The 21799-nt window shown below is 69.6% G+C and carries 25 protein-coding genes; 21 read left to right on the top strand and 4 right to left on the bottom strand.

The window, feature by feature from the left end; genetic code table 11:
• The first annotated feature begins 27 nt into the window (after window positions 1-27).
• Entirely contained in the window at window positions 28-1125 is a 1098-nt protein-coding gene (locus AB0J95_RS36400; protein WP_364768543.1) for a hypothetical protein, read from the top strand.
• Here AB0J95_RS36400 and AB0J95_RS36395 read toward each other — a convergent pair.
• A complete protein-coding gene (locus AB0J95_RS36395) occupies window positions 1109-1738 on the bottom strand; it encodes a sigma-70 family RNA polymerase sigma factor (RefSeq protein ID WP_364768540.1) in 630 nt (209 codons plus the stop codon). The genes AB0J95_RS36400 and AB0J95_RS36395 overlap by 17 nt on opposite strands.
• Before the next feature lie 192 nt (window positions 1739-1930).
• On the opposite strand from AB0J95_RS36395, the gene AB0J95_RS36390 reads away from it, so the two are divergent.
• On the top strand, window positions 1931-3352 hold the full coding sequence (locus AB0J95_RS36390; protein WP_364768538.1) for an AMP-binding protein: 1422 nt from the start codon (window positions 1931-1933) through the stop codon (window positions 3350-3352).
• Window positions 3353-3369: 17 nt separating this feature from the next.
• Window positions 3370-3603: a glutaredoxin family protein gene (locus tag AB0J95_RS36385; RefSeq protein ID WP_364768535.1), complete on the top strand. Its 234-nt coding sequence runs from the start codon at window positions 3370-3372 to the stop codon at window positions 3601-3603.
• Here the strand turns inward: AB0J95_RS36385 and AB0J95_RS36380 are convergent.
• From AB0J95_RS36380 to AB0J95_RS36370, 3 genes are read right to left on the bottom strand one after another with little or no spacing between them, the layout of a single operon-like run.
• On the bottom strand, window positions 3600-4430 hold the full coding sequence (locus AB0J95_RS36380; protein WP_364768532.1) for a hypothetical protein: 831 nt from the start codon (window positions 4428-4430) through the stop codon (window positions 3600-3602). The genes AB0J95_RS36385 and AB0J95_RS36380 overlap by 4 nt on opposite strands.
• 23 nt (window positions 4431-4453) lie before the next feature.
• Window positions 4454-4702 carry a hypothetical protein gene (locus AB0J95_RS36375; protein WP_364768529.1) on the bottom strand — a complete coding sequence of 83 codons (249 nt, stop codon included), beginning with the start codon at window positions 4700-4702 and terminating at the stop codon, window positions 4454-4456.
• Complete coding sequence (locus tag AB0J95_RS36370) at window positions 4699-4836, bottom strand: hypothetical protein (RefSeq protein WP_364768526.1); 138 nt, start codon at window positions 4834-4836, stop codon at window positions 4699-4701. The genes AB0J95_RS36375 and AB0J95_RS36370 overlap by 4 nt, the downstream gene beginning before the upstream one ends.
• Window positions 4837-5115: 279 nt before the next feature.
• Between AB0J95_RS36370 and AB0J95_RS36365 the strand changes: the two genes are divergently transcribed.
• The 18 genes from AB0J95_RS36365 (at window position 5116) to AB0J95_RS36280 (ending at window position 21792) form a co-directional block, all read left to right on the top strand.
• Complete coding sequence (locus AB0J95_RS36365) at window positions 5116-6612, top strand: molybdopterin-dependent oxidoreductase (RefSeq protein WP_364768523.1); 1497 nt, start codon at window positions 5116-5118, stop codon at window positions 6610-6612.
• Window positions 6613-6897: 285 nt separating this feature from the next.
• Entirely contained in the window at window positions 6898-7701 is an 804-nt protein-coding gene (locus AB0J95_RS36360) for a redox-sensing transcriptional repressor Rex (protein WP_364768520.1), read from the top strand.
• On the top strand, window positions 7698-9005 hold the full coding sequence (locus AB0J95_RS36355) for a glutamyl-tRNA reductase (protein WP_364768517.1): 1308 nt from the start codon (window positions 7698-7700) through the stop codon (window positions 9003-9005). The genes AB0J95_RS36360 and AB0J95_RS36355 overlap by 4 nt, the downstream gene beginning before the upstream one ends.
• The gene (gene hemC / locus AB0J95_RS36350) at window positions 9002-9973 is read left to right on the top strand and encodes a hydroxymethylbilane synthase (RefSeq protein ID WP_364768514.1); all 972 of its coding nucleotides are present in this window, start codon (window positions 9002-9004) and stop codon (window positions 9971-9973) included. Before AB0J95_RS36355 ends, hemC begins: the two co-directional genes overlap by 4 nt.
• Before the next feature lie 19 nt (window positions 9974-9992).
• Window positions 9993-11534 (top strand): bifunctional uroporphyrinogen-III C-methyltransferase/uroporphyrinogen-III synthase, encoded by a 1542-nt coding sequence (locus AB0J95_RS36345; RefSeq protein WP_364768512.1) that lies wholly within the window; start codon window positions 9993-9995, stop codon window positions 11532-11534.
• Between the two features lie 58 nt (window positions 11535-11592).
• Window positions 11593-12570, top strand: a complete 978-nt coding sequence (gene hemB, locus AB0J95_RS36340) for a porphobilinogen synthase (protein ID WP_364768509.1) — start codon at window positions 11593-11595, stop codon at window positions 12568-12570.
• Between the two features lie 16 nt (window positions 12571-12586).
• On the top strand, window positions 12587-13030 hold the full coding sequence (locus AB0J95_RS36335) for a hypothetical protein (protein ID WP_364768506.1): 444 nt from the start codon (window positions 12587-12589) through the stop codon (window positions 13028-13030).
• Window positions 13031-13038: 8 nt separating this feature from the next.
• A complete protein-coding gene (locus tag AB0J95_RS36330; RefSeq protein ID WP_364768503.1) occupies window positions 13039-13518 on the top strand; it encodes a hypothetical protein in 480 nt (159 codons plus the stop codon).
• Complete coding sequence (locus tag AB0J95_RS36325; protein WP_364768501.1) at window positions 13515-13946, top strand: hypothetical protein; 432 nt, start codon at window positions 13515-13517, stop codon at window positions 13944-13946. The genes AB0J95_RS36330 and AB0J95_RS36325 overlap by 4 nt, the downstream gene beginning before the upstream one ends.
• 12 nt (window positions 13947-13958) lie before the next feature.
• A complete protein-coding gene (locus AB0J95_RS36320) occupies window positions 13959-14291 on the top strand; it encodes a hypothetical protein (RefSeq protein WP_364768498.1) in 333 nt (110 codons plus the stop codon).
• A 63-nt stretch (window positions 14292-14354) separates the two neighbouring features.
• Complete coding sequence (locus AB0J95_RS36315; protein WP_364768495.1) at window positions 14355-15641, top strand: HlyD family efflux transporter periplasmic adaptor subunit; 1287 nt, start codon at window positions 14355-14357, stop codon at window positions 15639-15641.
• Window positions 15638-16372, top strand: coding sequence for an ABC transporter ATP-binding protein (locus AB0J95_RS36310; protein WP_364768492.1), 735 nt, complete (start codon window positions 15638-15640; stop codon window positions 16370-16372). The genes AB0J95_RS36315 and AB0J95_RS36310 overlap by 4 nt, the downstream gene beginning before the upstream one ends.
• Window positions 16369-17565 (top strand): ABC transporter permease, encoded by a 1197-nt coding sequence (locus tag AB0J95_RS36305; RefSeq protein ID WP_364768489.1) that lies wholly within the window; start codon window positions 16369-16371, stop codon window positions 17563-17565. Before AB0J95_RS36310 ends, AB0J95_RS36305 begins: the two co-directional genes overlap by 4 nt.
• A 10-nt stretch (window positions 17566-17575) precedes the next feature.
• Window positions 17576-18112: a hypothetical protein gene (locus tag AB0J95_RS36300; RefSeq protein WP_364768486.1), complete on the top strand. Its 537-nt coding sequence runs from the start codon at window positions 17576-17578 to the stop codon at window positions 18110-18112.
• Window positions 18113-18239: 127 nt separating this feature from the next.
• Complete coding sequence (gene hemL / locus AB0J95_RS36295) at window positions 18240-19550, top strand: glutamate-1-semialdehyde 2,1-aminomutase (RefSeq protein ID WP_364768483.1); 1311 nt, start codon at window positions 18240-18242, stop codon at window positions 19548-19550.
• Window positions 19547-20176: a histidine phosphatase family protein gene (locus AB0J95_RS36290; RefSeq protein WP_364768481.1), complete on the top strand. Its 630-nt coding sequence runs from the start codon at window positions 19547-19549 to the stop codon at window positions 20174-20176. Before hemL ends, AB0J95_RS36290 begins: the two co-directional genes overlap by 4 nt.
• Window positions 20173-20751 (top strand): TlpA disulfide reductase family protein, encoded by a 579-nt coding sequence (locus AB0J95_RS36285; protein WP_364768478.1) that lies wholly within the window; start codon window positions 20173-20175, stop codon window positions 20749-20751. Before AB0J95_RS36290 ends, AB0J95_RS36285 begins: the two co-directional genes overlap by 4 nt.
• Window positions 20752-21021: 270 nt before the next feature.
• On the top strand, window positions 21022-21792 hold the full coding sequence (locus tag AB0J95_RS36280; RefSeq protein WP_364768476.1) for a cytochrome c biogenesis CcdA family protein: 771 nt from the start codon (window positions 21022-21024) through the stop codon (window positions 21790-21792).
• Window positions 21793-21799: the final 7 nt, after the last annotated feature.

The raw sequence follows: 21799 nt of genomic DNA, 5'->3' as shown, positions 1-21799 counted from the left end.
AGTTACGCATCGAGGCAACCTCGGAGAGTGGCCGCCCGTCTCCGGAACGTGAAACCCCGTGTGCTGCTGGCTGTGCTGGCCGGTGTTCTCATCCTTTCTACTCCTGCCCGCGCTGCTCCAGGCGGATTTCTGGCCTCGTCCATCGCGTGGCTGGACGCCGCGGACGGCGCGGTGTTCGGATACGGCTGCGGCACCGAGATGTGCCCTCAGCTGCGCGCCACGTCCGACGGGGGCGCCACCTGGCGAACACTCGCCGCCCCGGACGTGAAGCTGCCGGACAACCACAACCAGGTGAAACTGACGCTGATAGATCACCAGATCGGGTACATCACCGACGGAACATCGCTGTGGGCAACTACAAACGGCAGCCGATCGTGGGACAAGCTCACCTTTTCCGGTGTGGCCGACGGGCATTTCATCGGCAAGGTCGTGGTCGCGCACGGCCACGTCTATGTGATGGTGCACACCTACGGCGAGGACGGCGTCACCCAGCTCTACGAGTCCGCTCTGGGGCGGCCCGCACTGAGGCCCAAACCGGGCTACGCGGCCGCCGGTGCGATGAGCTATGGCGACATCGCGGTCGACGGTGACGTCATCCAGGTCTACCTCGGCGCCGATCTGGCCACCGCGGTGTACGGGTATTCCACCGACGGACGACGGTTCACCGGCGCCCCGCTGCCCTGCCCGGTGGACAATTTCGCGATCCTCGCCGGAATCCGGGACGGGCACCCGATCGCCCTCTGCAACAGCGGCGGCGGAAGCCCCTCACCAGGCCACATGATGCGCCAGGTGTGGATGGCGCCCCAGCTGGGCGGCGAGTTCGGCACGGTCAACCCGGCACCGGCCCTCGGCATCACCAGCGGATTCGGCGCGGCCTCGGCCGACGATTTCGTCATCGCCGCGGTCGGCGGGGACGTCAGCATTCTGCACACGAGTTTCGACGGCGGGAAAAGCTGGGACACGCGATTCCTCAGCGAACGCGGATTCGGAATCTACGACCTCGGGTTCGTCACCGGGAAAATCGGCTACCTGATCGACGGGCAGCCGGATACCGAGGGCGGATCCGTCGTTTACCGGACGGCCGATGGGGGTCACACCTGGAACGAATTCACCGTAGACCGGTAGGCAGCAACTGGGCGAGGCGGCGCACGGCCCGGTGCTGAAGGGCCTTGATCGCGCCTTCGTTGCGGTGCATCAGCTCCGCCGTCTCGGCCACCGACAGCCCCTGCAGGAACCGCAGGGCGATGCATTCGCGCTGGTCATCGCCGAGTTGCTCGATGCACTTGAGCAGCTCGGCGTTGGTGATCTTGGACATCACCTGCTGCTCCGGCCCGGCCTGCACGGTGCTGCCGTCGTCGATCTCGGCCTTGGTCACCTCGAGCCGGAACCGGCTGGACTTCACGTGGTCGAGCACGAGGTTGCGGGCGATCGTGACCAGCCACGCGCCGACGTCCCGGCCCTGGTAGCTGACCGACGCGATCCGCCGCAGCGCCCGCAGGAACGTCTCGCTGGTGACGTCCTCGGCCAGTTCCTTGTCACCGACGCGAAACAACACATACCGGTAGACGACGTCGACATAACGCCCGTAGAGCTTGCCGAAAGCCGCCGTATCGCCGCGCTGGGCGCTGTGCACGAGGTCCCAGGACTGCCGGTGCTCGGCGTCCGGCTGTGGCGGTTCCGTGCCCGTACCCGGCCGCGACTCGGCGCTTGAGCGCGCCTGCCACGACGGTGAAGGCATCAGTACTCCCTCGTCGGTTCCCCGGGGCGACCGCACCGCCGCGCTGGAGCCGTAACGCAGCATACGGGTTGTTACTGCAAAGTAGGTAGCAGGTTGGGATATGAGGATGAGACACGATAAGTGCAGCGGCATGACGCGAGTGAGTCATGCCACACTGCGTGTCGCGATCAAGACGCTAAAGGAGAGTTCTCTATGGCCGAGGCGCCCCGCAACGTGTCCGACCTGGTGGCCAGGGCCGCCGAACAGGCCCCGGACCACCTGGCGTTCGCCGAGTCGGCCAGTGACCTCACGGTGAGCTGGGCGCAGTTGGACGGCGCGGTGGACGCCGAGGCGCGCCGCCTGCTGGACGCGGGCGTGCGGCCGGGTGACCGCGTCGCCGTGCAGCTGCCCACCGGTATCGGGTTCGCCATCGCCCTGTTCGGGGCCTTGCGCGCCGGCGCGACCGCCGTCCCGATGTCCGCGGAGCTGCCCGAGCGGGAACGCACCCGCATTCTCGACGCCGCCACGCCCAAGATCGTGACATCCACCGCACCGGGGCTGGACAGCGGGGATGTCGTGCGCAGCCCGGTCGGCGGCGAGGACATCGCGCTGTTGTGCTTCACCTCCGGGACTTCCGGTGTGCCGCGCGGGGTGATGTTGTCGCACCGCGCGATGCTGGCGAACGTCGAGCAGTGCGCGTCCCTCAAGCCCGCTCCAGTCACGTCGACTGACCGTGTTCTGCTAGCAGTGCCGTTGTTCCACGCGTATGGCCTTGGTCCCGGTCTGTTCCAGGTCGCTGCCGCAGGCGCGTCGGCGGTGCTGATGGACCACTTCAGTGTCGAGCCCGCGCTGAAGATGTGCGAGGACTACCGGATCAGCGTGATCGTCGGTGTTCCGCCGATGTACCAGGCGTTCTCCCAGGTCCCGCGGGAGCGCCTGGCCGATGCGATGTCGACGTTGCGCCTGCTGACCTCCGGCGCGGCGCCGTTGGACCCCGCAGTGCTCGCCGCGATGCGTCAGGCGACGGGACTCAGCGTGTTCGAGGGCTACGGACTCACCGAAACAGGGCCGGTATTGACGTCGACACTGGTCGGCGGAGTGGCCAAACCAGGGTCCGTGGGGCGGCCGTTGCCGGGCGTGGAACTGCGGATCGTCGACAGCGACGGCGAACCCGACGACGAGGACGACGAGGACGCCGGCGTGGTGTCCGTGCGCGGGGCGAACCTGTTCAGTGGCTACTGGCCCGACGGCTCGTACGGCCCCGACGCCCACGGCTGGTTCCGCACCGGCGACGTCGGCTACCTCGACGACGAGGGCGACCTCCATCTGGTCGACCGCGCCAACGACCTGATCATCGTCAACGGCTTCAACGTCTACCCGCACGAGGTCGAGCAGGTCCTCGCCGAGCTGACCGAGGTCGTCGAGGCGGCCGCCGTCGGCGTCCCCGACGAGCGCACCGGCGAACGCGTCAAGGCCGTCCTGATCCTGCGCGACGGCGCCTCGCTGACCGAGGAACAGGTACGCACCCACTGCGCCGAGCGGCTGGCGAAGTTCAAGGTGCCGGGCTCGGTGGAGTTCGTCACGACCCTGCCGCACTCCGCCACGGGCAAGCTGCGCCGGGCCTCGCTCCGGTAGGCAGATACGGTGTGCCCGTGGCTGAAGTGACCGTGGTGACCAGGATCGGCTGCCACTCCTGCGTGCAGGCCGAGGTGGACGTCGAACGCATCTGCGGCGAGCTCGGCGTCCCCTGGTCGGTCGTCGACGTCGACTCCGACCCGGAACTGCGCGCCGAGTACGGCGACCAGGTCCCGGTGATCCTCATCGACGGCGAGGAACACGGCTACTGGAAGGTCGAGGAGGCGCGGCTGCGCGCCGCCCTGACCTAACAGGCGTCGATGAGCTGGTCGAACAGCTTGTCGGCCTCCTGCTCGCTGTTCGCCCGCATGAACGCCTTCGCCGCGTTGTAGCAGGGCTGCATGTTCTGGACGTCCTTGAGCGACTTCTGCCGCTCGGTGTTCGCCGCCTGCTCCCTGCCCTCCGCGGACTTCAGGTCGTCCTTGGCCTTGGTGAGGGACGCCTGCGTGGTGTGGAGCTCGTTGGCGGTGCTCTTGTGGTCGCCGATCTCGATGAGCCACAACGTGCCCAGCGCCGCGCTCGCCAGGAAGAAGAACGCGGCGGCGACCGACAGCGCGACCAGCGCTTTGCTGCGCGGCTTTCGGGGTGGCGCGGGGAACGGCTGCTGGGCGGGGAAGGGCTGGCTCTGCGGGGTGGTCGGTTGCGCTGGGAAAGGCTGGCTCTGCGGGGTGGTCGGGAAAGGCTGAACCTGTGGGATGGCTGGGAAGGGCTGGCTGGGTGGCTGCTGGCCGAACTCCGTCTGCGGCAGGACGGCGGCCGGGAACTGCTGCCCCGGCAGTGGTTCGCTGCTGTAGGGAACCGTGAATGGGACGCCTGGTGTCGTTTGCTGGGATGGTTCGTTGCTGTAGGGAACCGTCAGCAGGACGTCCGGTGTCCCCGGCTGAGGCGGTTCGCTGCTGTAGGCAGCCGTCAGCGGGAGGTCTGGTGTCGTTTGCTGGGGTGGTTCGCCGCTGTGGGTGGGCGTTGCTGGGTTGTTGGATACGGCCGAGTGCCCGGCTTCTGCGGGGTTCGCGGACCATTGCCCCACGGGCAAAGGAGCGTCCGTTGGTTCGGGTCCCGGCTGGTTCTCGTCGGTCATTTCGTTGCCCCCTGGGGAAAGTCTCAACAGTGGTCCAAGACTTCTTGCTGCCGCCGTTCGATCAGCGACTTGTCCTTGAAGCTGATCGCCTCGCGCATGGCGTGGGCCTCCGCGGCGGTGAGCCGCGCCTTGGCGTCGCCGACCGCAGCATTGGTCTCATCGAGTTGCCGCGCGGCTGTGGTTCGGTGGCCGTGCTCGATGAACCACAACGTGCCGAAGGTGCCCGCCGCCAGGAAACTCAGCGCGGCCAGCACGACAAGCAGGCGCTTCATGGACAGCTCGCGGCGAGTTGGTCGCGTGCCTTGGTGCACAGGACGCCGAACACCCCCGCGGCGGCCACGAACAAGATCGTCAACGTCAGCAGAACCGGTATCGCCCTCGACCGGGCCGGCTCGTCATCGGACATTCTCAGTAACCCCCCGTACGCGAACATGGTGTCGTTTCGCTATTTGCGGTACGTGAACATCAGGCCGAGACTGTCGCTCATCGCCGACTCGCTTTTGTCGCGCATGGCGGCTCGGTCATGTGTGGATGTCCCCCCGGACATTCGCTCCGACCGTCGCGCGGTGTCGCGGACGGTGTGTGGCCGAGGGGAATCGTTCCGTGGCGGCAGAACGTAACGGACTTCTTACCGTTCCAGTCCGATTGGTGCGAGCCGGTGGGGTCTGGGCATCGAATAGGGGGTGTGGAGCAACTGAGCAAGGGGCGGGCGAGCCTGGTCGGAGTGGTCTCCGTGGCCGGGGCGCTCGCGGCCGGGCATCTGGTGGCGGGGGTGCTGGACGCCAACGCCTCGCCGATCCTGGCGGTGGGCAAGACGGCGATCGACCTCACGCCCGGGCCGGTGAAGGACTGGGCGGTCGCGACCTTCTACACCTACGACAAGCTGGCCCTGTTCACCGGGATGGCGCTGGTCCTGGTCGGCATCGGGGTGGCCGCGGGGCTGCTGTCGAGGCGCAGCCCGCTGCCCGGGACGATCATCGCCGCCGCCATCGGGGTCCTGGGGATCGTCGCCGTCATGGTCCGGCCGGATGTCGGGCAGCTCGCCGTGCTGGCGCCGGTGGCGAGCCTGCTCGTAGGCGTTGGGTTGTTCCGGTTCCTCCATCGGCGTGCGTACGAGATCGAGGACGACGAGGACCGGCGCCGGTTCATGAAGGTCTCCGCCGGGGTCGTGCTCGGCATCGGGGTCGCTGGTGGCGGCGGGCAGCTGCTGGCCAACCGGGTCGACGTCGAAGGCTCCCGCACGGCGGTCGGCGACCTCAAGGCCGCCACCCCCGCGCCGCCCATCCCGAAGAACGCCGACTTCGCGCCGAGCACACCCCGGTTCATCACGTCCAACCGCGACTTCTACCGCATCGACACCGCCCTCTCGGTGCCCAAGATGCGCGCCGAGGACTGGGTGCTGAAGATCCACGGCGCGGTCGACAAGGAACTGACCCTCTCCTACGAGGACATCCGCAGCCGCCCCCTGATCGAACGCACCGTGACGCTCACCTGTGTGTCCAACGAGGTCGGCGGCGACCTGATCTCCACCTCCACGTTCATCGGCGTCCCGCTGCGCGACATCCTCGCCGACGCGGGCGTCAAACCCGGCGCCGACCAGCTGTTCTCCACCAGCGTCGACGGCTTCACCTGCGGCACTCCGGTGGCCGACATCATGGACCGCGGAATGCTCGCGATCGGCATGAACGGCGAACCGCTGCCGGTCGAGCACGGCTTCCCCGCGCGGATGGTCGTTCCCGGGCTGTACGGCTATGTCTCGGCGACCAAATGGGTCGTGGACATGAAGTTCAACAAGTTCAGCGACGAGCAGGCCTACTGGGTGCCGCGCGGGTGGGCGCAGAAGGGCCCGATCAAGACCGAGTCGCGGATCGACTCGCCCAAGGGCTTCGACACCGTCACCGGCAAGGTCACCGTCGCGGGCACCGCGTGGGCACAGACCAAGGGCATCGCCAAGGTCGAGGTGCGCGCGGACGGCGGCGAGTGGATCGAAGCCCAGCTGGCCGACGAGGTGAACCTGGACACGTGGCGGATGTGGAAGGCCGAGCTGGACCTCAAACCCGGCGATCACACGGTCGAGTGCCGCGCGACCGACCGATCGGGGTACACGCAGACCGACACGAGGGCCGACCCCGCGCCCGATGGCGCGTCCGGCTGGCATTCCATGCAGTTCTCGGTGCGGTAGCCATTCGGAATACCTAGGGGGAAACCTCGTCTTCCCCCATGAACCGGCCGCATGGGCGCGTCGCGGGCTTACGCTCACCAGCACACCGGGTGTCCTCGATCCACGAGCGACGCCGGTCACCTGCTGCGGAGTGGACATGACTGCCGAGCGTGCCCAGGTGGGCGGAGACTCTGCGCTCCTTCCTGCGACTTTGTGCATTCATTCACAAATGGCTACCGTAAGCACGTCACCCCCGCAGTATTCGGTGGTTCGACACTCAGTCCGGGTTCGGTGAGGAGTATCAGCGTGGCGGCAGCGCGGGGTCAGCGTGGCGGGGAGCGGGACGTACCGGCCGCCCCGGGCGCGACCGAGGTCACCATGCCCATCCCGCCGGTAGCCGAGACCCCGATGCAGCGCGCCCGGGCGATCCCCGAGGCCGCGGTCGCACGGCTGGCCGTCTACCTGCGGGTCCTGTCCGGCATGGCCGAGCAGGGCATCGGCACGCTCTCGTCGGAGGAGCTGGCGGCGGCCGCCGGGGTGAACTCGGCCAAGCTGCGCAAGGACCTCAGCTACATCGGCTCGTACGGCACCCGCGGGGTCGGTTACGAGGTCAGCGTGCTGGTCGACCAGATCGAGCGAATCCTGGGGCTGACCCGTTCACACAGCGTGGCAGTGGTCGGAATCGGTAACCTCGGACATGCCCTCGCCAACTACGGCGGGTTCCCGAGCAGGGGGTTCCCGGTGGCCGCTCTCTTCGACGTCGACCCCGATCTCGTCGGGGTGCCCGTCGGCGGCATGCCGGTCAGCCACATCGACGACATCCCCAAGGTCTGCGCGGAGCGGGAGATCTCCATCGGCGTGATCGCCACCCCGCCCGCCGCCGCCCAGGCCGTGTGCGACCGGCTGGTCGCCGGGGGTGTGCACAGCATCGTGAACTTCGCTCCGGTGGTGCTCCAGGTCCCGGACCACGTCGAGGTCCGCAAGGTCGACCTCGCCGTCGAACTGCAGATCCTGTCGTTCCATGTCGCGCGCAGGGCGGACAGCATGAACGTCAACTCCTCGGCGCTGGCCGTGAACGGCAGCAGCGTCGACGGACTGGGGGTCCGATGAGTGTTCTCGCGGTAGGCCTGTCCCATCGCACGGCCGGCGTCGACCTGCTGGAGCAGGTCGCCGTCCCGGCCGAGCGGGTGGACAAGGTCCTCAGTGATCTGCTGCAGTGCGCGAACGTCTCCGAGGCGCTGCTGGTCTCGACCTGCAACCGGGTCGAGGTCTACGCCGTCGTCGAGGTGTTCCACGGTGGCCTGGCGGACGTGGTCGAGGTGCTCGCGCGGCACTCCGGCCAGACCACGGCCACGCTGTACGACCACCTGTACGTGCACTACGCGGCCGCGGCCGTGGAGCACCTGTTCACCGTCACCGCCGGCCTGGACTCGATGGTGGTCGGCGAGGCCCAGATCCTCGGCCAGATACGCCTGGCGTACAACGCGGCCAAGGAGCAGGGCACGGCCGGCCGGGTCCTGCACGAGCTGACCCAGAAGGCATTGCGCGTCGGCAAGCGTGCGCACGCCGAGACCGAACTCGACCAGGCAGGCGGCTCGGTCGTCTCGGAAGCGCTGGCGGACGCGGAAAGCGCTCTCGCCGGGCTGGCCGGGCGCAAGGCGCTCGTGGTCGGTGCCGGCTCGATGGGCGGTCTCGCCGTCGCGGCGCTGCGCCGCGCCGGGATCGGCCGGGTCGTGATCGCCAACCGCACCAGGGCGAACGGCGCCCGGCTCGCGGACTCCCTTGCCGAGTACGACATCCCGGCCGAGGCCGTCGGGCTCGACGGTCTCGCGGCACAGATCGCCGACGCGGACGTCGTGGTGTCCTGCACGGGCGCGGTCGGTGCCGTCGTCCGGCACGAGCACATCGCCGCCCGCACAACGCCTTTGGTGATCTGCGACCTCGGTCTGCCCAGGGACGTCGAGCAGGGCGTCGGCGAGCTCGCCGATGTCACCGTCGTCGACCTGGAAAGCCTGCAGCGCCGGCTGTCCGACGCGCCGAGCGGCCAGGGCGCCGCGCTGGCCGCGCGGATCGTGCGCGAAGAGGTCCAGGCTTACCTCGCGGCACAACGGTCCGCGGAGGTCACCCCGACGGTGACCGCGCTGCGCCGCCGCGCCGCCGAGGTGGTCAACACCGAGCTGCTGCGGCTGGACTCCAAGCTTCCCGGCCTGGACTCGGGCGTGCGCCAGGAACTGGCCCGCACGGTCAACCGGGTCGTCGACAAGCTGCTGCACACCCCGACCGTCCGGGTGAAGCAGCTGGCCGCCAACCCCGCGGGCGCCGGCTACGCGGACGCGCTGCGCGAGCTGTTCGCGCTCGACCCCGCCAAGCCGGACGTCATCTCGGGCTCCACTGTGGACGGTGAGCGGGAGTGAAGCGCACCATCAGAATCGGCACCCGCGGCAGCGCGCTGGCGCTGGCCCAGACCCAGACCATCGCCGAGCTGCTGGAGCAGGCGGCGGACGTGCACACCGAGATCGTCGTCGTGTCCACCCCCGGCGACCGCTCGGACAAGCCGATCGCGGAGATCGGCGTCGGCGTGTTCACCTCGGCCCTGCGCGACGCGCTCGCGAACGACGAGGTGGACGTCGCCATCCACTCCTACAAGGACTTGCCCACCGCGCCGGACCCCCGGCTCGCGCTCGCGGCCGTGCCGCAGCGTGAGGACCCCAGGGACGCGTTGGTGGCGCGGGACGGGCTGACGCTCGGTGAGCTGCCGCCCGGATCCACCGTAGGCACCGGCTCGCCACGCCGCGCCGCCCAGCTCGAAGCGCTGGGCCTCGGCCTGGAGATCGTCGGCCTGCGGGGCAACGTGGACACTCGTGTCCGCAAGGTCACCGACGGCGTGCTGGATGCCGTCGTGCTGGCCAAGGCGGGCCTGAGCAGGCTCGGCCGCCTCGACGTGATCACCGAGGTGCTCGAGCCGATCCAGATGCTGCCGGCGCCCGCCCAGGGCGCCCTCGCGGTCGAGTGCCGTGTCGACGACGTCGACGTCGAACACCTTCTTCGCTCCATTGTGGACGATCAAGCCACCAGGGCTGCTGTAGCCGCTGAGCGGGCCATGCTGGCCACGCTCGAAGCCGGCTGCAACGCGCCCGTTGGCGCACTGGCCGATGTCGTGGAGGACCTCGACGACGACGGGCGCGTCGTGATGCGCCTGTCGCTGCGCGGGGTCGCCGCGGCGTACGCGAAGGACGACAAGGGCAACCCCGTTGTCGTTGACCTGCTGCGTGCCTCGGCCACTGGTGACCTGACCGCTGCCGAGCAGCTCGGCCGTGACCTGGCCGTAGAACTGCTCGACCTCGGGGCCGGTGTGCTGTCGGCTCCCGAGGGCCGTAGTTGACAAGGGAAGTGCCCCTGAGATGACGACCCCTACTACCCGTCCGCGCAAGGCACCCGGCCGCGTAGCATTCGTGGGTTCGGGACCGGGTGACGCCGGCCTGCTCACGGTGCGGGCCCGGGAGCTGCTCGAGCGCGCCGAGCTCGTGGTGACCGACCCGGACGTGCCGTCCGGCGTGATGGCGTACACGAACTCCGCCGCCGAGGTCCGGCCCGCCGTCGGCGAACCCGCCGACGTGGCCAAGGACCTGGTCAACGAGGCCCGCAACGGCCGCACGGTCGTGCGGCTGGTCGCCGGTGACCCGCTGACCCAGGCGCCGGTCGTGGCCGAGACACAGGCCGTGTCGCGCAGCACGATCGCGTTCGACGTGATCCCCGGTGTGTCCGCCGGAACGGCCGTCCCCGCGTACGCGGGTGTCGCGCTGGGCCCCACGCACACCGAGGTGGACGTGCGCGGGCAGGTCGACTGGGCCGGCCTGGCCGCCGTGCCAGGGCCGCTGGTGCTGCACGCCTCGTCGAGCCACCTGGCCGAGGCCGCCTCCGCACTGGTCGAGCACGGCCGCGCGCCGCAGACCCCGGTCGCGGTGACCTCCGACGGCACCGGCTCCTCGCAGCGCACCATCGACACCACGCTGGCCTCGCTGTCCGCCGACGCGGGCGAGCTGGTCGGCTCGCTGGTGGTGACCATCGGCAACGAGGTCGCCGGCCGCGCGAAGCTGTCCTGGTGGGAGTCGCGCGCGCTGTACGGCTGGAAGGTCCTGGTGCCCCGCACCAAGGACCAGGCGCAGGAGATGTCCGAGCGGCTGCGCATCCACGGCGCGATCCCGTCAGAGGTGCCGACCATCTCGGTCGAGCCGCCGCGCTCGCCCGCCCAGATGGAGCGGTCGGTCAAGGGCCTGGTCGACGGGCGCTACCAGTGGGTCGTGTTCACCTCGACCAACGCGGTGCGCGCGGTGTGGGAGAAGTTCTCCGAGTTCGGCCTGGACGCCCGGGCGTTCTCCGGCGTGAAGATCGCCTGTGTGGGTGAGTCGACCGCCGCGCGGGTGCGCGCGTTCGGCATCATCCCCGAGCTGATCCCGTCCGGTGAGCAGTCCAGCGAGGGCCTGCTCGCCGACTTCCCGCCGTACGACGACATCCTCGACCCGGTGGACCGGGTTCTGTTGCCGCGGGCCGACATCGCCACCGAGACGCTGGCGGCCGGCCTGCGCGACCGCGGCTGGGAGATCGACGACGTGACGGCCTACCGGACCGTCCGCGCCGCCCCGCCGCCCGCCGACACCCGCGAGATGATCAAGACCGGCGGGTTCGACGCGGTCTGCTTCACCTCGTCCTCGACGGTCCGCAACCTGGTCGGCATCGCCGGCAAGCCGCACGCCCGCACGCTGGTGGCGTGCATCGGCCCGAAGACCGCGGAGACCGCGCGCGAGTTCGGCCTGCGGGTCGACGTGCAGCCGGAGTTCGCCCAGGTCCCGGCGCTGGTGGACGCGCTGGCCGAGCACGCCGCCCGGCTGCGTGCCGAAGGCGCCCTGCCACCCCCGCGCAAGACCAAGCGCGCCCGTCGCTGACTCCTGTACGGGTGGGTCCGGCCGGGCCCACCCATGCAGGCCGAGCTGGGAGTATCCGATGTTTCCTCAGCACCGTCCGCGCCGGTTGCGGCGGACCGCCGCGCTGCGGCGGATGGTCAGTGAGACCACGATCCGGCCGGAGCAGCTGATCCTGCCGATGTTCGTCAAGGAGGGGCTGACCGAGCCGGTCGCCCTGGCCTCGATGCCCGGCGTGCTGCAGCACAGCCGTGACTCGCTGCGGAAGGCCGCCGTGGAGGCCGTGCAGGCCGGGGTCGGCGGCCTGATGCTGTTCGGCGTGCCCGAGGAGCACGACGCGGTCGGCTCCGGTGCCACGGACCCCGACGGGATCCTCAACGTGGCCCTGCGGGACGTGCGGGCGGAGGTCGGCGACAGCGCCGTGCTGATGTCCGACCTGTGCCTCGACGAGTTCACCGACCACGGCCACTGCGGTGTGCTCGACGCGCACGGCAACGTCGACAACGACGCCACCCTCGACATCTACGCCGAGATGGCCGTCGCGCAGGCAACGGCCGGGGCGCACGTGCTCGGCCCCAGCGGGATGATGGACGGCCAGGTCGGCGTGGTCCGCGAGGCCCTCGACGCGCACGGCTTGCAGGACACCGGGATCCTCGCGTACTCGGCGAAGTACGCCTCGGCGTTCTACGGCCCGTTCCGCGACGCGGTCGACTCCCAGCTGACCGGCGACCGCAAGAGCTACCAGCAGGACCCCGCCAACATCCGGGAGTCGCTGCGGGAGATCCAGCTCGACCTGGCCGAGGGCGCGGACATGGTCATGGTCAAGCCCGCGCTGCCGTACCTGGACGTGGTCCGCGCCGCCGCCGAGATCTCCGACGTGCCGGTGGCCGCCTACATGGTGTCCGGCGAGTACTCGATGATCGAGGCCGCCGCCGCCAACGGCTGGATCGACCGGCGCCGCTCGGTCATGGAGGCGCTCACCTCCATCCGCCGAGCCGGCGCCGACATCGTGCTCACCTACTGGGCAGTCGAGGTCGCGGGCTGGCTGCGGGAGCGGTGAAGGTACCGTTCAGAGTGTGACCACACCAGGCAAATCGGACGCGGACACCGCGCCCCCGCTGCTGCGGTACGCGTTCTGGACCGCGGCCGCCGGGGTGACCATCGTGCTGATCGGCGCCGCGCTGGCGCTGGCCGCCAAGCAGCAGATGGTGGACTTCCAGCTCAACCGGCCGGACCGCACGCTCACCCCCGAGCAGATCCAGCAGGGCGTCAACGTCCAGGTCTGGCTGCTCATCGGCGTCTCGTTCATCATGGGCGGGCTCGCGGTGTTCTTCGCCCGCAAGACCCGCGACGGCGAGCTCAAGGGCCGGATCCGGATGACCATCGCCGCGGTGCTGCTGGTGCTGTTCCTGTTCTTCTTCGGCAACCTCATCGGCCTGTTCGGCGGCGTGGTCCTGCTGGTGTCGGTCGCGATGGTGTTCGCGCCCAGCGCCTCCCGGTACCTCAAGCCCGAGCTGTAGGAGTCCCGGTGACCGAACCACTGTTCCCCTCGATGCCGCCGGTGAAGCAGGCGCCGAAGGTCAAGCCGCCGGTGCCCAAGGAGATCAACCTGGCCTTCGGCATCTGGGTGCTCAGCACGATCCTCGCGTCGGTGCTGCAGCTGATGGACCTCAACGCGTTCGTCGACGCGTACCTCAAACAGGTCGCGGGCACCCCACAGGCGGACGTGATGAGCGCGGGCACCATCAAGGGCGTCTACATCGTCATGGTCATCGGTGTGGGCCTGCTGATGCTGCTGTTCGCCTGGAAGATGCGCTCCGGGCGGAACTGGGCGCGGATCGTGCTGGCCATCCTGGCCGTGGTCAGCCTGATGATGCAGGCGGCCGCGGTCGGCATCGGCAGCGTGCTCAGCGTGGTCGGCGTGCTGATCACGGCTTCGGCGCTGGTGTTCATGTTCGTGCCCGCGTCGAACGCCTACTTCGCGCTGTTCCGCCGCCCCCGCCCATGAACGACGTGCTGTACGCCGAGCCGGGCTCCTCGTGGTGGCCGATCCTGTGGGGACCGGTCTTCGCCGTCGTGGGCGCGATTGTGGAGTGGACGACCGGGCCCGTGCACACCCTGGCGTGGGTGCTCGTGGCGCTCGGGTTCGCGGGAGCCGCGGCGCTCTGGGTGTACGGCAGGCGCAACGTGTGCTCGGTGCAGCTGACCCGGCAGACGTTGCGGCAGGGCCGGGAAACCCTTGACGTGGACAAGATCGAGGCCGCCGACGAGGAGGTCGGCACGCCGGTGGCCGCGCGGGTGCTCGGCGGCGGGTGGGCGGTGCCGCGGAAGTTCGAAGGCGTCCCGGTGCGGCTGACCGACGGCAGCACGGTCGTCGCCTGGGCAAGGGATGGCGAAGCGTTACGAACCGCCCTGCGCGAGCTCGTCGAGTCGTGAGAAGCTGCTGACGTGACCGCCGAAGCCGACCTGGCCGCCCCGGAACAACCCGTCCGCGGCGGGCTGAACCAGCCCCGCCGGGCGATCGCGGGCGCGGCGGAGATCGTGGTCACCGGCGCGTTGGTCTGGCTCGCGTTCTGGCTGTGGTCCAAGTCCGGGGTGACGGTCACCCAGTCGTTCGACGACGGTCGCCCGCCGTATGTGTCGCATCGCCTCTACGGGCACTGGATGGCGCTGTCCATCTTGTCCGCAACAGTGGCCGGAATCCTTTTGGTCGACGCCATCCGGCAGTTCATCCTCGCTGTTCAGGCCCGCCCGGGCGGAAAAGGCCGCCGCCGCAAGTAGCTCCCAGGGAACTCCCAGTTTGTTCCCAGCTCACCGGCACCTGGCGGTTGAAGCATTGCCGCCATGAGACGCGGACGCCGTGCTTGGTTGATCAATGGTGCGCTGGTGGTGGTGTTGCTCGCCGCCGGTTGGGGTGCCTACACGTTGCTGTGGCCCAGTTCCAGCTCGAACGGGGCGGCGAGCAACACCAGGACGGCGGCGGTCCAGCGCGGCACGGTGATCGACACCGTCTCGGCCGCGGCGACCGTGCAGAGCAACTACACGGCCAGCGCGGACTTCGCGACCAGCGGCACGATCACCCAGATCAACGTCAAGGTCGGCGACACGGTCACCAAAGGCCAACCGCTGGCCAAGCTCGACGACTCCCAGGCGCGCCTGCAGCTGGCCGCCGCGAAGTCCAGCCTCGCGGCCGCCAAGGACAACCTGGCCACCGCTGAGGCCAACGCGGCGACCGCGACCACGACGAACCAGCCCAGCGGTGGCGGTGGCGGCCAGAACTCGGCGCAGAGCGTCAAACAACTCCAGGCACAGGTCGACCAGGGCAACGTCAGCGTCGACCAGGCCCAGCAGGCGTTGAACAACACCACCCTCGTCGCGCCCGGCGATGGCACGGTGACGGCGGTCAACGGGAACGTCGGCGGGCGCGCCGGGTCGTCCTCGGGATCGTCCGGCGGATCCGGGGCTTCCGGCGGCAGCGGTTCCTCGGGGGCGTCCGGTGCGTCCAGCGGCTCCTCGTCGGGCACCTCGGGGTTCATCGTGATCACCAACCTGACCGCGTTGCAGGTCAAGGCGAACCTGGCGGAGATCGACGTGTCCAAGGTCAAGGCCGGGCAGGACGCGACGGTCACGTTGAACGCCATGCCGGACCAGCCGCAGCCCGCGAAGGTCGCCTCGGTCGACCTCACGCCCACCAGCGGTTCCAACAACGTCGTCACCTACGGCGTGACGTTGACGCTCAACACCCCGCCCGCTCAGCTGCGGCCCGGGCAGTCCGCGAGCGCCTCGATCACCGTGGCACGGGCCGATGACGCGCTCACCATCCCGTCGGCCGCGATGCAGACCGTTGGCACCACGCACACGGTGACCGTGCAGGTGAACGGCGTGGACTCGCGGCGGGAGATCCAGATCGGCGTGCGCAGCGAGTCGCTCGTGCAGGTCGTGTCCGGTCTCAACGAAGGCGATCAGGTCGTCCTGGCCACGACAACGCCTGCCACTGGGACGAACGGTACTGGGCGCGCCGGTGGCGGTGCCGGTGGCGGCTTCGGCGGAGGTGGCGGCGGTTTCGGTGGGGGCGGTGGCGGCGTTCGCGTTCCCACCGGTGGCGGCGGCGGTGGCGGGACCGGGCGATGAGCACCATCCCGATGACGCCCGTCGGCACGCCGGTCATCGAGGTCACCGCGTTGCGGAAGACCTACGGCAGCGGGGAAACGGCCGTGCACGCGTTGCGGGGCGTGGACCTGACCGTGTGGCCGGGCGAGTACCTGGCGATCATGGGGCACTCCGGGTCCGGCAAGTCGACGTTGCTGAACGTGTTGGGCTGCCTGGACGTTCCCACCTCGGGAACGTACAAACTGGACGGGATCAGCGTCGGTTCGCTGAACGAACGGCAGCTGTCGCTGGTGCGCAACCGCAAGATCGGCTTCGTGTTCCAGTCGTTCAACCTCGTACCGCGGACCACCGCTCTGTCCAATGTGGAGCTTCCGCTGATCTACGCGGGCCTGGGGCGCAAGGAACGCCGTAAGCGCGCGATGGCGGCGCTGGAGATGGTCGGCCTGGCCAACCGGGCCGGGCACAAGCCGAACGAGCTTTCCGGTGGCCAGCAACAGCGTGTGGCGTTGGCGCGGGCGTTGGTGACCGGTCCGGCGATGGTGCTGGCCGACGAGCCGACCGGAAACCTGGACAGCGAGAGCACCGCGGAGGTGCTGGCCGTGTTCGACCGGCTGAACCGCAGCGGGCGCACGATCGTGATGATCACGCACGAGGATCACGTTGCCAGCCATGCCGCTCGCACAGTGCGCGTGTCGGACGGGCAGATCGTGGAAGACACCGCGCAGTGGCGCACGACAGGGGTGCTCGCGTGAACTTCGTCGAGATCCTGCGGTTCGCGATCCGCGGCCTGACCGCGAACAAGTTGCGGTCCGCGTTGACCACACTGGGTTTGATGATCGGTGTCGCCGCGGTGATCCTGCTGGTCGCCGTGGGCAGCGGGGCCTCGGCCGCGATCGAGCAGAGCATCGCCGGCCTGGGCACGAACGTCCTGACCGTTTCCCGTGCGGGCGGCCAAGGCGCGGTCACCCGGCCGTTGACCGTGCAGGACGCTCAGGCGCTGCTGGATCCCCGTGGCGCGCCGGACGTGAAGGCGTCCTCGCCGGTGGTGTCCACTTCGGTCACTGCCGTCTATGGCGGGACCTCGTACGACATTCCGCAGCTGGTCGGGACCTATCCGGAGTACTTCACGACTTCGAACAGCGTCGTGGCCAACGGGACCGCGTTCACCGCGGACGACGTTTCCAACGGGCGCAAGGTGATGGTGCTCGGCGCGACCGTCGCGCAGGAGCTGTTCCCCGGCCAGGACCCGGTCGGCAAGCAGGTGCTGGCCAACAGCATCCAGTTCACTGTGATCGGTGTGCTGGAGTCGAAAGGCTCCTCGGGCCTGAACAACGCCGATGACACCGCGATCGCGCCGCTGACCGCCGTGCAGAACTCGTTGGCGGGCTACGGTTCCATCAACCAGATCCTGGTGCAGGCGCAGAGCGCGGACGCGATGTCCGCCGCCCAGGCCGAGGTCACCGCGATCCTGACCGCGCGGCACCGGATCGCGGCCAACCAGAACCCGGACTTCCGCATCCTGTCGCAGGAGCAGCTGCTCGCGACCCGGACCACCGCCACCGACACGTTCACCGTCCTGCTGGCGTCCGTGGCCGCGATCTCCCTGCTGGTGGGCGGGATCGGCGTCACGAACATCATGCTCGTCACCGTGACCGAGCGGATCCGCGAGATCGGCATCCGCAAGGCCATCGGGGCGCCCAAGTTCGCCATCCTCGGCCAGTTCCTCACCGAGGCCACGTTGCTCAGCCTGTTCGGCGGGGCCCTTGGCGTCGCGGCCGGCGTGATCGGCAGCCAGTTCACCATCGCGGGCATCAAACCCGTGGTCGTGCCCGGCTCGATCCTGCTGGCCTTCGGGGTGTCCGCGCTGATCGGCCTGTTCTTCGGCAGCTACCCGGCGGGCAGGGCCGCCTCGCTGCGCCCGATCGAAGCCCTGCGCCACGATTAGGAGAGAGTTGATGACCGAACCCCAACACCCGGACCACGTGATCGGCACCCCGGTCGGTGGCGACATCGACCAGGAGCTGAAGCAGGCCAAGCGCGGCTACGGCAAGGTCACCATCGGCCTGGGCATCGGCGTGCTGGTGGTGGCCGCGTTCTTCGGTGGCGTGTGGGTGCACTCCGCCACCGCGTCCTCGAACTCCAACACCCCGGCCGCGGCCGGCGGCCCTCGCAATGGTGGCCGGTTCGGCGGTGGCGGCTATCCCGGCAATGGCGGCGCTCCGCCATCCGGCGCGCCCGGGCAGGGTGGCGGCGGTTTCCGTGGCGGGACAGCCGGAACCATCGACCGCGTCGAAGGCAACACCGTCTACGTGAAGATGCAGAACGGCACCGAGGTCAAGGTGACCACCACCGACAGCACCCGCGTGGAACTGACCCAGCCCGGCAAGCTGAGCGACCTCAAGGCGGGCACTTCCGTTGTCGTGCAGGGACAACGCGGCGGCGAGGACAACTCCGTCACCGCACAGGCCATCACCACCCGCCCCGCCCAGTAGACCCCGCCGCCAGGGAGACACCGCCGGGAGCCTGACTCCTGGCGGTGTCGGCGCGGGTGCCGCCACGGGTCGGCGCAACCGAGGCCCCGGGCGCCTCCGCCGGGTGAGCGCTGCAAGACTGCAGGTTGTGAACACAGGTGTTGAGCAGGCCAGGACCTCCGCCCAGTTGTTCGAGCGCGCGAGCGCGGTGACGCCGGGCGGGGTGAACTCGCCGGTGCGCGCGTTCCAGGCGGTGGGCGGGACGCCACGGTTCATGGTCAAGGGGTCCGGGGCGTATCTGTGGGACGCGGACGGGACGCGGTACGTCGACCTGGTGAGTTCGTGGGGGCCGATGATCCTGGGGCATGCGCACCCGGCGGTCGTCGAGGCGGTGCGTGAGGCGGCGGTCAACGGGCTGTCGTTCGGCACGCCGACCGCGGGGGAGATCGAGCTCGCCGAGGAGATCATCGAGCGGGTCGCGCCGGTCGAGCAGGTCCGGCTGGTGAACTCCGGGACCGAGGCGACGATGAGCGCGATCCGGCTGGCCCGCGGGTTCACCGGGCGGACGAAGATCGTGAAGTTCGCCGGGTGTTACCACGGTCACGTCGACGCCTTGCTGGCCGAGGCCGGGTCCGGGGTCGCGACGCTGGGGCTGCCGACCACTCCCGGGGTGACCGGTGCCCAGGCGGGCGACACGATTGTGTTGCCGTACAACGACATTGACGCCGTCGTCGAGGTGTTCGAGGCACAGGGCGACCAGATCGCCGCGGTGATCACGGAGGCGGCCGCGGGCAACATGGGTGCGGTCAAGCCGGTGCCCGGGTTCAACGAGGGCCTGCGTGAGCTGACCGTGCGGCACGGCGCCGTGCTGATCATCGACGAGGTGATGACCGGGTTCCGGGTGTCGCCGTCGGGGTGGTTCGGCATCGACGGGGTCGCCGGGGACCTGTACACGTTCGGCAAGGTCATGTCCGGTGGGTTGCCCGCGGCGGCCTTCGGCGGGCGCGCGGACATCATGGCGTCGCTGGCCCCCAAAGGGCCCGTCTACCAGGCCGGGACGCTGTCCGGGAACCCCGTCGCGGTGGCGGCCGGGCTGGCGACGTTGCGGGCGGCCACCGCGGACGTCTACGCGAAGCTGGACGCGAACGCGCAGCGGCTCGGGCTGATGTTCGAGGAGGCGCTGACCAAGGCCGGGGTCGCGCACCAGGTGCAGTTCGCCGGCAACCTGGTCAGTGTGTTCTTCGGCACGTCCCCGGTGATCGACTACGCGGGTGCGAAGGCCTCGGAGACCTGGCGTTTCCCGCCGTTCTTCCACGCGCTGCTGGAGCGTGGCGTGTATCCGCCGCCGAGCGCGTACGAGGCGTGGTTTGTGAACGCGGCCATGGACGATGCAGCCTTTGACGTGATCGCCGACGCGTTGCCAGCAGCGGCGACGGCGGCTGCGGAGGCGACCAAGTGAGCAAGACCATCGTGCACCTGCTGCGGCACGGCGAAGTGCACAACCCCACCGGGATCCTCTACGGCCGGATCCCCGGCTACGGCCTGTCCGACCTGGGCAAACGTCAGGCGCTGACGGTCGCGGAGTTCCTGGCCGACCGGGACATCACGCACGTCGTGGCGTCGCCTCTGCAGCGTGCGCAGGAGACCGCGGCGCCGATCGTCGACTCGCTGCGGCTCGACCTGGCCACCGACGACCGCCTGATCGAACCGACCAACGTGTTCGAGGGCGAGCGGGTGTCGGTGGGGGCCGGGTCGCTGACCTCACCGCGGCACTGGAAGCACCTCGCCAACCCGTTCAAGCCGTCGTGGGGCGAGGCGTACCTGTCCATCGCCAGGCGCATGCTTGGTGCCGCCTACCGGGCCCGTGCGGCCGCGGACGGGCATGAGGCGGTGTGCGTGTCCCACCAGCTGCCGATCTGGACGCTGCGGCGGTTCCTGGAGGGCAAACGGCTGTGGCACGACCCCCGGCAGCGGCAGTGTTCGCTCGCCTCGCTCACCAGCCTCCAGTTCGACGACGAGGAGCTGACCGGGATCTCGTACATCGAACCGGCCGGCGCGACGGACCCCAAGGTGACCGGCGCATGAGGGCTTTGTTCTTGGTGGTCGTCCTGCTCCTCGCGGCCTGCTCGACCGGGGACGACGCGGTGGTGCGGGGCACCGAGTTCGACCTCGTCGCGCCGAATGGGCAGCTGATCATCAACTATCCGCAGGCCGACCGGAAGAAGCTCGGTGAGCTGACCGGCGATGACCTGATGGCGGAGGGCAAGCAGCTCAAACTGAGCGACTACCAGGGCAAAGTCGTGCTGCTGAACATCTGGGGCGCCTGGTGCGGCCCGTGCCGGGCGGAAGCCCCCGAACTGCAGCGGCTCTACGACGAGAACAAGGACGCGGGCCTGCAGGTCCTCGGCATCGACGTCCGCGATGACATCCGCAGCCAGCCACAGGACTTCATGCGCGACCGGAACCTGACCTACCCGTCGATCTGGGACCCCAGCAGCCGCATCCTCCTGGGCCTCAAGGGCTACCCCCGCAACAACGTCCCCAGCACCCTCATCCTCGACCGCGACCACAAAGTAGCCGCCGTCTACCTCACCGCCACCCTCGCCAAGGACATCCAGCCCCTGATCAAACAACTCCTCGACGAGAAGCCACCCTCCTAGTGCCCGCGCCGGAGGTCCGCCTGAAAACCTGGATCCGCCGGACAAAGGCGCCGGAGTTCCGGCGCGGGACACCAGCCGGCCCCTGACCCCACGTGGCTCCTGACTCCCGCTCCGGTGGGCAGGCCCTCCCCATATGCGCACTTCAGCGGGGTGTCACTCGTCCGCCCGGAGGGGCGATCTCTGCGGCGGAGCTGGGGAAAGGTGCGGGCGGGACCTTGGTCCTGGGTGCCGGGGGTGAGGGTGTCAAGGGGCTTGCTTACGCTCCTTGGTGTGAATCCGGCCGAGATCGCGGCGTCCGGGCCGCTGTTGTTCGCGAGTGGGTTGGCGCTGCTCGCGGGCATGATCTCGTTCGCGTCCCCGTGTGTCGTGCCGTTGGTGCCCGGCTACCTCGCGTATCTCGCGACGGTGGTGGGCGCGGACACGCCTGCCGTCGACGCCGATGAGGAGGCGAAGAAGGGCCGGTTGCGGGTGGTCGGGGCCGTGGGGCTGTTCGTGCTCGGGTTCACCGTCGTCTTCACGATCACCGTCGGCGGGCTCGTGTGGCTGTCCGACCAGCTCACGATCAACGAGGACTGGCTGCAGCGCGGCGGCGGCCTGCTGATGATCCTGATGGCGCTGGTGTTCACCGGGTTCGTGCCCGGCATGCAACGCGACATCCGGTTCCACAAACTCCCGCGCGGCGGCCTGGTCAGCGCGCCGATCCTGGGCGCGATCTTCGGTCTGGGCTGGACGCCCTGCATCGGCCCGACGCTCAGCGGCGTGCTCACCATCGCCACGACGACCGGCGGCGCCGCGGCGCGCGGGATCTTCCTCGTCCTCATCTACTGCCTCGGTCTGGGCGTCCCGTTCCTGCTGATCGCGCTCGGCGCCCGCTGGGCGGTCCGCGCGACCGGGTGGCTGCGCCGCAACGGCCGGAAGGTGCAGATCTTCGGTGGCGTGCTGATGTTCGCCGTGGGCGTGTTGCTGATCACCGGGCTGTGGGGCGAGTTCATCGCGTGGCTGCGCTACGCGTTCGTCAGCGACCTGAGGCTGCCGTTGTGATCGCATT

Source organism: Actinocrispum sp. NPDC049592 (assembly GCF_040675465.1).
In the GTDB taxonomy this organism is placed as follows: Bacteria; Actinomycetota; Actinomycetes; order Mycobacteriales; family Pseudonocardiaceae; genus Kibdelosporangium.
Note: the sequence above shows the minus strand (reverse complement) of the source record. Positions and strands in the feature narration are given on the sequence as shown.

Coding starts and splice junctions, on each gene's coding strand:
- AB0J95_RS36395 (WP_364768540.1), bottom strand. CDS start 1,738: ATGCCTTCACCGTCGTGGCAGGCGCGCTCAAGCGCCGAGTCGCGGCCG.
- AB0J95_RS36390 (WP_364768538.1), top strand. CDS start 1,931: ATGGCCGAGGCGCCCCGCAACGTGTCCGACCTGGTGGCCAGGGCCGCC.
- AB0J95_RS36380 (WP_364768532.1), bottom strand. CDS start 4,430: ATGACCGACGAGAACCAGCCGGGACCCGAACCAACGGACGCTCCTTTG.
- AB0J95_RS36375 (WP_364768529.1), bottom strand. CDS start 4,702: ATGAAGCGCCTGCTTGTCGTGCTGGCCGCGCTGAGTTTCCTGGCGGCG.
- AB0J95_RS36370 (WP_364768526.1), bottom strand. CDS start 4,836: ATGTCCGATGACGAGCCGGCCCGGTCGAGGGCGATACCGGTTCTGCTG.
- AB0J95_RS36355 (WP_364768517.1), top strand. CDS start 7,698: ATGAGTGTTCTCGCGGTAGGCCTGTCCCATCGCACGGCCGGCGTCGAC.
- AB0J95_RS36345 (WP_364768512.1), top strand. CDS start 9,993: ATGACGACCCCTACTACCCGTCCGCGCAAGGCACCCGGCCGCGTAGCA.
- hemB (WP_364768509.1), top strand. CDS start 11,593: ATGTTTCCTCAGCACCGTCCGCGCCGGTTGCGGCGGACCGCCGCGCTG.
- AB0J95_RS36325 (WP_364768501.1), top strand. CDS start 13,515: ATGAACGACGTGCTGTACGCCGAGCCGGGCTCCTCGTGGTGGCCGATC.
- AB0J95_RS36315 (WP_364768495.1), top strand. CDS start 14,355: ATGAGACGCGGACGCCGTGCTTGGTTGATCAATGGTGCGCTGGTGGTG.
- AB0J95_RS36310 (WP_364768492.1), top strand. CDS start 15,638: ATGAGCACCATCCCGATGACGCCCGTCGGCACGCCGGTCATCGAGGTC.
- AB0J95_RS36300 (WP_364768486.1), top strand. CDS start 17,576: ATGACCGAACCCCAACACCCGGACCACGTGATCGGCACCCCGGTCGGT.
- AB0J95_RS36285 (WP_364768478.1), top strand. CDS start 20,173: ATGAGGGCTTTGTTCTTGGTGGTCGTCCTGCTCCTCGCGGCCTGCTCG.